At 69.0% G+C, this 7375-nt stretch carries 8 protein-coding genes; 6 read left to right on the top strand and 2 right to left on the bottom strand.

Features of this window, described 5'->3' with window-relative positions:
* Positions 1-180, top strand: a 180-nt coding sequence (locus tag FV222_RS12840; protein ID WP_187277323.1) for an Hpt domain-containing protein, incomplete at its 5' end; no start/stop codon positions are given.
* A gap of 225 nt (positions 181-405) precedes the next feature.
* Positions 406-726, top strand: coding sequence for a 2Fe-2S iron-sulfur cluster-binding protein (locus FV222_RS12835; protein WP_147753564.1), 321 nt, complete (start codon positions 406-408; stop codon positions 724-726).
* 116 nt (positions 727-842) lie between these two features.
* Here FV222_RS12835 and FV222_RS12830 read toward each other — a convergent pair whose 3' ends face one another.
* Complete coding sequence (locus tag FV222_RS12830) at positions 843-2018, bottom strand: VWA domain-containing protein (protein WP_147761904.1); 1176 nt, start codon at positions 2016-2018, stop codon at positions 843-845.
* A gap of 234 nt (positions 2019-2252) precedes the next feature.
* Here FV222_RS12830 and FV222_RS12825 point away from each other — a divergent pair, with 234 nt between their 5' ends.
* Positions 2253-2669, top strand: coding sequence for a hypothetical protein (locus tag FV222_RS12825; RefSeq protein ID WP_147814531.1), 417 nt, complete (start codon positions 2253-2255; stop codon positions 2667-2669).
* Positions 2670-2711: 42 nt separating this feature from the next.
* Here the strand turns inward: FV222_RS12825 and FV222_RS12820 are convergent, their stop codons facing one another.
* Complete coding sequence (locus FV222_RS12820; protein ID WP_147814529.1) at positions 2712-4556, bottom strand: cation:proton antiporter; 1845 nt, start codon at positions 4554-4556, stop codon at positions 2712-2714.
* Positions 4557-4840: 284 nt separating this feature from the next.
* Here FV222_RS12820 and FV222_RS12815 point away from each other — a divergent pair, with 284 nt between their 5' ends.
* From FV222_RS12815 to FV222_RS12805, 3 genes are all read left to right on the top strand, one after another.
* Positions 4841-6076, top strand: coding sequence for an ATPase (locus tag FV222_RS12815; protein WP_147753560.1), 1236 nt, complete (start codon positions 4841-4843; stop codon positions 6074-6076).
* On the top strand, positions 6073-6723 hold the full coding sequence (locus FV222_RS12810) for a hypothetical protein (RefSeq protein ID WP_147753559.1): 651 nt from the start codon (positions 6073-6075) through the stop codon (positions 6721-6723). The genes FV222_RS12815 and FV222_RS12810 overlap by 4 nt, the downstream gene beginning before the upstream one ends.
* Before the next feature lie 120 nt (positions 6724-6843).
* Positions 6844-7375 (top strand): Hpt domain-containing protein (locus FV222_RS12805; RefSeq protein WP_187277322.1); only part of this gene is annotated, 532 nt, incomplete at its 3' end.

Below are 7375 nucleotides of genomic sequence, written 5' to 3'. Positions count from 1 at the left end.
GCCCAGGACCGCGCCGACCTCGCCCACACCCTCAAGGGCTCCGCGGCCTCCGTCGGCGCCAGCCACGTCCGCGACCTCAGCTCGGCTGCCGAGACGGCGTTGCGCGGGGGCGGCGACGGTGCCGCGGCGGTGGCCGACCTGGAACCGGTCGTCGCCGCATGCCTCGCCGAGATCGGTTGAGCGGCCGACCTCTGCGGCAAAAGCGGTCGCGCGCGTGCGGTGCGGGAACACCCTGCAGGTTTTCGCGTAGGCCGCAGCAACAAACCGCCCGCGTGGGCTTGCGCCGGCGTGCCCGGACGTCGCCGTGCTTGCAATCCGCGTCATGCCCCGTAAGCAGGCTCGGCGCTCGCCGGACACCTGCCCGCCCGACACTTGCCCGCCCGATCCACGAGCCCGGAGTCACGGATGCCCAAGATCACCTACGTCGATCATGCCGGAACGGCGAGGACCGTCGAGGGCAGCGTCGGCGCCACCGTCATGGAGACGGCGCTGCGCAACAACGTGCCGGGGATCGATGCGGAGTGCGGCGGCGCCTGCGCCTGCGCCACCTGCCACGTCTACGTGGCCGACGACTGGGCCGCGGCGGTGGGTCCGGCCGAGGACATGGAGCAGGACATGCTCGACTTCGCCTCGGACGTGAAGGCGACCTCGCGGCTCTCCTGCCAGATCCGCATCAAGCCTGAGTTCGACGGCCTCACGGTGACGACGCCGGCCCGCCAGGGATAGAGCGTTTTCCGTCATCCCTGGATCACGGAAAACGCTCCATCTCATTGCGGGGTCGCATTGTCTTCACGCGAGCCGGAAACCACCTCGCTTGAAAATGCTCTCGGCGGTCTGGGCGGTCATCGCAGCAGCGCCCGCATCGCGCCGTCGAGGCCTTCAAGGGTCAACGGGAACATGCGGTTGGAGAACAGCCGCCGCATCATCCCGATCGACTGCGTGTAGCCCCATTGCGGCGTCGGCACCGGATTGAGCCACACCGCCTTCGGGAAATGCGCGAGCACCCGCTCGACCCAGGCCGCGCCGGGCTCCTCGTTCCAGTGCTCCACCGAGCCGCCGGGCGCCGCGATCTCGTAGGGGCTCATCGAGGCGTCGCCGACGAACACCACGCGGTAGTCCGACGGATAGGTTCGGATCACGTCGAGGAGCGGCGTCGCCTCGTCGTGGCGGCGGCGGTTCTCGGTCCATACCGCCTCGTAGGGGCAGTTGTGGAAGTAGAAGTGCGCAAAATGCTTGAATTCCGAGCGCGCCGCCGAGAATAGCTCCTCGACCTGCTCCACGTGCCAATCCATCGAGCCTCCGACGTCGAGGAAGAGCAGAACCTTTACTGCATTACGCCGTTCCGGCCGCAGGCGCACGTCGATGTAGCCTTGGCGCGCGCTCTCGCGGATCGTGCCGTCGAGGTCGAGTTCCTCGGCCGCGCCTGTGCGCGCGAAGCGGCGGAGGCGCCGCAGCGCCAGCCGCATGGTGCGGGTGCCGAGCTCGACGGTGTCGTCGAGGTCCTTGAATTCGCGCTTGTCCCAGACCTTCACCGCGCGGAAGTTGCGGTTGCCGTCCTGGCCGATGCGGATGCCTTCCGGGTTGTAGCCGTAGGCGCCGAAGGGCGAGGTGCCGCCAGTGCCGATCCACTTCGAGCCGCCCTGGTGGCGCTCCTTCTGCTCGGCAAGGCGCTGCTTCAGGGTCTCGAACAGCTTGTCCCAGCCGAGCGCCTTCATTTCCGCCTTCTCGGCGTCGGTGAGGTACTTCTCGGCGAGCTTGCGCAGCCATTCCTCGGGGATGGCGGTCGGCGCCACCGCCTCGCCGACGGTTTCGAGCCCCTTGAACACCGAGCCGAACACCCGGTCGAACCGATCGAGGTGGGCCTCGTCCTTCACCAGGGCGGTACGGGCGAGGAAGTAGAACTCCTCCACCCGCTTGTCGGCGAGGTCGCGCTCGAGCGCGCCGAGGAGGATCAGGTACTCGCGCAGCGAGACGGGGACGCGCGCCTCGCGCAGAGCGGTGAAGAACTGAAGCAGCATGGGCCGATAACGCGCCGCAGGCGCAGTCGGGTCAAGCGCCGGCGGAGGATGCCGGTCGGCACGATTTGGACCGAGAGGCCCGGATTCCTGGGCACAAGTCCGCATTCCTGTTGATATCTGGTCGAGTCAGACTCGCACGGTCACTGAAACAGTCATGGGAATCGACCATCTCGGATGCATCGAGTCCAGCCGGGCGTGACAAGAGTCCACATGTCCGGAATCGGGAGGTCTGCGATGGCAGTCATCCTACGCAACATGTCCGAATTCAAGCGGTTTCTCGGGAAGCCGGGCGCGATGATTCAAGTCGTGCGCAACACCTTCATGGATCGCCAACCGGAGGCGGCCCGCGCCGCCTATCGCGACAAGGGCATGTACTTGCCGCGCACCGTCCAGGCGATCTCGCGCAAGGCGGCGGTGTTCGCCCTGAAGGGTCATCCGGGAACGGTCTGGCTGTACTGGGACAAGGGCGCCCGCGGCTGGCGCTTCAACGGCGACACGGTGACGGTTCCCCTCGCGATGGGGTTGGGACCGCCCGACGAGATCGTCTACCGCTGCAGCTTCGCGGACGGGTTCGAGCCGGCTCGCGCGGTGAAGATGCGGAAGGCCGAGGCCCGCGACTGGCACGGCGAGGCGATGCCGAACCTGATCTGATCTCCGGCCCTGATCTGATCCCTTGCCGCGATCCCGGAGGGCTCAGGCCCGCCGCACGACGGTCGCGGGCTCGTCCTTCGGCGAGGCCTCCCGCGGCCCTTCCTGCGCCTTGCCGACGGTGCGCCGCGCCCGGAACACCGGCCGCGTGTCGGTCTCCTTGCGCTTGAGCATGGCGCGGTACTCGTCGCGGCGCTCGTGGATCGACGCGATGACGAGACCCATCGGCACGCCGACGTCGACCAGCACCGCCTCCGAGAGCTGCAGTGAGGCCTCGATCGTCTCCGGCACCGCGTCGTCGACGCCGAGCTCGTAGAGCGCGGTGGCGTGCGTCGCGTCGCGGGCTCGGGCGACGATGGTCAGGTCCGCCCGCTCGGCGCGGGCGGCCACCACCACAGCCTCGACGGCGTGCGGGTTGTCGAGGGTCACCACCAGCGCCCGCGCGGTGGCGATGTCGCACCGGCGGAGCAATTCGGTGTTGGAGGAATCGCCGAAGTAGACCGGCTTGCCGAGCCGGCGTTGCTCGGCGACGCGGGCCGCGTCCGCATCGAGGGCGAGGTAGGGGATCTTGTGGCGGGCGAGCATCTCGCCGACCTGCCGCCCGACCCGGCCGTAGCCGGCGACGATGACCCGGTCCTGCTGCTTGTCCGGCGGCGGGTCGGCCCGCACCCGGCCCTGCTGATGCTTCGAGGCCCGCTTGCCGATCCGCCGGCCCAGGGTGGCGAGCCCCGGGATCATGATCATGGTCACCGTGGTGACGATCAACGCCGCCCCGCCCACCGGCTCCGGCACGAGGCCGGTGGCCATCGCCCCGCCGATCAGCACGAAGGCGAACTCGCCGCCCGGCCCGAGCAGCATCGCGGTCTCGAACGCGACCGCGCGGGAGAGTTTGAGGGCGGGTGCCGCCATCACCACGACGGCGGCCTTGATGAACAGCAGCGCGAAGGCGAGCCCGAGGATCGCGCCGGGGGCCGCCAGCAGCTGCGCCGGATCGAGGTTCATCCCCACCGAGACGAAGAACACCCCGAGCAGGAGCCCTTTGAACGGATCGATGGTGGCCTCGATCGCCCGGCGGTACTCGGTCTCGGCCAGCAGAAGCCCGGCCACGAAGGCGCCGAGCGTCATCGACAGGCCGGACGCCGCCGCCGTCAGCGCCGTGGCGACGATGACGAGGAGGCAGGCCGCCATGAATAGCTCGGCCGACTTGGTGCGCGCCACCAGGTGGAACAGCGGCCGGAGGGCGAGCCGCCCGGCCACCACGATCACCACCAGGGCGATGGCGGCCTGCGCAAGCGCCAGGGCGAGCGCGCCGCCCATGTCCGCGCCGTCGCTGCGGCCCGAGACCGCGATCGCGAACAGGACCGGCGCGACGGCTAGGTCCTGGAACAGCAGGACGGCGAAGCTCGCGCGCCCAGCCGGCGTGTTGAGCCGCCGCTGCTCGGCCAGCACCGGCAGCACCACGGCGGTGGAGGAGAGCGCCAGCGCGATGCCGACGATCACCGCGCCGGCCAGCGGCACCTTCAGCCCGAACAGGATCGAGCCGATGATCAAGGCCGAGCAGATCACCTGGATCGAGCCGAGGCCGAAGACCAGGCGCCGCAGGGTGCGCAGCCGCTCCCAGGACAGCTCGACCCCGATCATGAACATCAGGAAGATGACGCCGAACTCGGCCAGGTGCGCGATCTCGGTGCGGTTGCCGATCGTGAACAGCGAGACCCAGTGGAACTGGTCCGAGAACCGGCCGAGCCCGAACGGCCCGAGCAGCGCGCCCGCGCCGATGAAGCCGAGCACCGGGCTGATGCGCAGGCGATGGAACAGCGGCACCACCACGCCCGCGGTGACGAGGAACAGGATCGCTTCCTTGTAGGAGCCGGCATGGACGTCGGGCATCGGCGGTCGGTTCGAACCTCTTGACGACGTGACTGGGCGGGGCTGGCGCGATCATGCGAGGTGGGCGCTCCCCGAGCAACCGGGAATCGCCGTCGCGGCGCGATTGGGCGGGCGTGCGCCGGGCGCCGGTCTCGGAAAGTGAGGCATTTGCGCCACCTCCCGAACGGTAGCGGTGGACGGCCGCCATGCGGCCCAAATTCGGCACAATGCCCGCTTAGCGAAAGCAGTTAACGAACGGTTACGCTCAACCGCGCGTCGCGTACGATCCGACCTTAGAGAGCCCCATGCGAAAGATGCCCCCGAGCCGGGAGGTCCAGCGCGAGCGCCGCGCCTGGGCCGTCGAGTCCGACAGGTGGACGCACGAGCGTCACATCGAGAAGGGCTACCGCATCAAGTGGGGCTACGTCGCGATCGCCTACCTCGTCGAGTTCATGGTGATCGGCGCCTCGCTCTGGGGTGCGTGGTTGTTCGCCTCCGTCTACAGCGACGGCGACGACCACGCCTTCTACTTCATGCTGCTGGCGCCGCTGGTCTACGCAGCGGTGGAGCTGTGCCGCGTGCCGCTCGGCATCCTGGCGCGCACCCAGCGCTCGTACTTCATCCGCGCGCTCGCCATCGTCGGCATCATCTTCGCCGCAGGCGTGACCACGAAGTCGGTTTCCCAACTCGGCGAGATGATGTTCCATCCCCGCCTGATGGAGGCCTCGAAGACCAAGACCGCGCTGAAGGACGCGCAGGCCGACCGCAGCACCATCGACAACCGCATCTCTGCCGCCGACGCCCGCGTCGCGCAGTACACGACCGAGCTCGACCAGATCGAGAAGCGCGCCGCCGACAACGCGGCCCAGCTCTCGGCCCTGCCGGCCCAGCGTTGCGAGAAGGTGTTCGGCACCAACAGCCGCGGCGTGCGCTACCAGAACCTGAAATGCGTCACCGACCCGCGCACCGCGACGCTTTCGGCCGGCGTCGCCAAGGCCTCGGCCGACCGCGGCGTGCTGACCAAGGACCTCGAGGAGGCGCGCAAGGCGCGCGCCCAGCTCGACCGCGGCGCCGCCGAGCGCAAGGTCGCCGACGCCGAGCAGGCCTACCGCAACGCCGTGAACCGCTCGCAGCTCCACTCCTTCACGGCGATGGTCTACGGCGTCGACCCGATCGACGTGTCGGAGCAGCAGGTGCACGCCTTCCTGCGCATCTTCGTGTTCCTGCCGGCGCTCTGCGCCGCCTTCGCCTCGACGATCCTGGCGCTGTGCGCGGTCTCGGTGCGCAAGACCTTCATGGACGAGGACGACCTCGGCGCCGCCGTGAACCTGGAGGCGACGCCCTACATGCTGGAATCGATCACAGAGGCGCTGAAGCAGAACCTCGAGCCGGTCCTGCCACGGCCGAACCGCGAGGCGGCGACGGGGGCGGTGATTCCGATCAACCGTCCGGCCGCGGGCGCCGCGCCTGGGTTAAACGCCGCCAACCAGCCGGGTAGCCAGCCGATCCTGCCGGCCGCCAGCGCGGGAGCGGGCGCATGAGCTACGTCGCGCAAGGCTCGCCCGAGAACATCGCCCTCGCGCAGCAGGTCAACGGCCGGCTGCGCGCGGAGTCCCGCATCGTCTTCGCTCGCGCCTTCCTGTTCCGGGCGGCGGGCGCCGGGGTCTTCGTCGCGCTCGCCGGCATCGGTGTCGGCGCGGCGGCCTACGGCTGGGCCACGATGAACCAGTTCGACACCGCCGCCGAGAAGATCGCCGCCGCGATGCAGGCGGCGCTCTCCGACGTCACCCTGAAGACCAAGGGCGAGGTGACGCTGACGGACAACGTGCTCAAGCTCGAAGGCGCCCTGCCGAAGGCCGCCGCCGCGCCGACCCCGACGAAGGCGCAGCTCGGCGCCGACGCGGCGCCGGCTTCGAAGGCGATCGTCAACACCACCTTCACGGTCTTCAAGCAGGTGCCCTATCTCGACGGGCAGATCGTGACCGGCTGGAACTTCAAGGACAGCGCCGACCAGCCCTATCAGCAGTACTGCTACTTCTCCCGCCGTTCCAACGAATCGAAGGGCCAGGTCGAAATCAAGATCGACCTGGCCATGGACGGTAAAACCCTGCCTCAGCCGCAAAAATCAGACGTGAATCTTGCGATTCTCGCCTCGAACTGCGTGTGGCACGACGGAAAGTCCCTCTAACCGGCAAAGACGCGGCTTGCGCGCACGGAAAATCGGTTCAGCGGAAACGGTTCCCTAACCGCTCTCGGGCGAGGATGCGTCTGCACGAGCGTGCGTGCAGACGTAATCCGAGTACCGCCGATGGACGACCTTCTGCGCGAGTTCCTGACCGAGAGCGGCGAGCATCTCGACACGGTCGACACCGAACTCGTTCGCTTCGAGCAGGATCCGAACAACGAAACGATCCTGCGGAACATCTTCCGTCTCGTCCACACCATCAAGGGTACCTGCGGCTTCCTCGGCCTGCCGCGGCTCGAAGCGCTGGCGCATGCCGCCGAGACCCTGATGGGCCGGTTCCGCGACGGCCTCGCGGTGACGAGCCCGGCCGTCAGCCTGATCCTGGCGACCCTCGACCGCCTCAAGCTGATCCTCGCCGACCTCGAAGCCACCGGGACGGAACCCGTGGGCGCCGACACCGACCTGATCGAGGCGCTGGAGCGGATGTCGCTCGGCACGCCCGAGGTCGAAGCCGTCCCCGAGGTCAAGGCGCCCGAGCCGAAGCTGCCCGAGATCGTGGTGCGGGAATGCAAGCCCGGCGAGGTCTCCCTCGACGACCTCGAAGCCGCCTTCCTCGCGGCGCCCGGCCCCGACGACGCGCCCGCGGCCTGGATGC

This window comes from Methylobacterium sp. WL103 (assembly GCF_008039885.1).
Classification (GTDB): domain Bacteria; phylum Pseudomonadota; class Alphaproteobacteria; order Rhizobiales; family Beijerinckiaceae; genus Methylobacterium; species Methylobacterium cerastii.
Note: the sequence above shows the minus strand (reverse complement) of the source record. Positions and strands in the feature narration are given on the sequence as shown.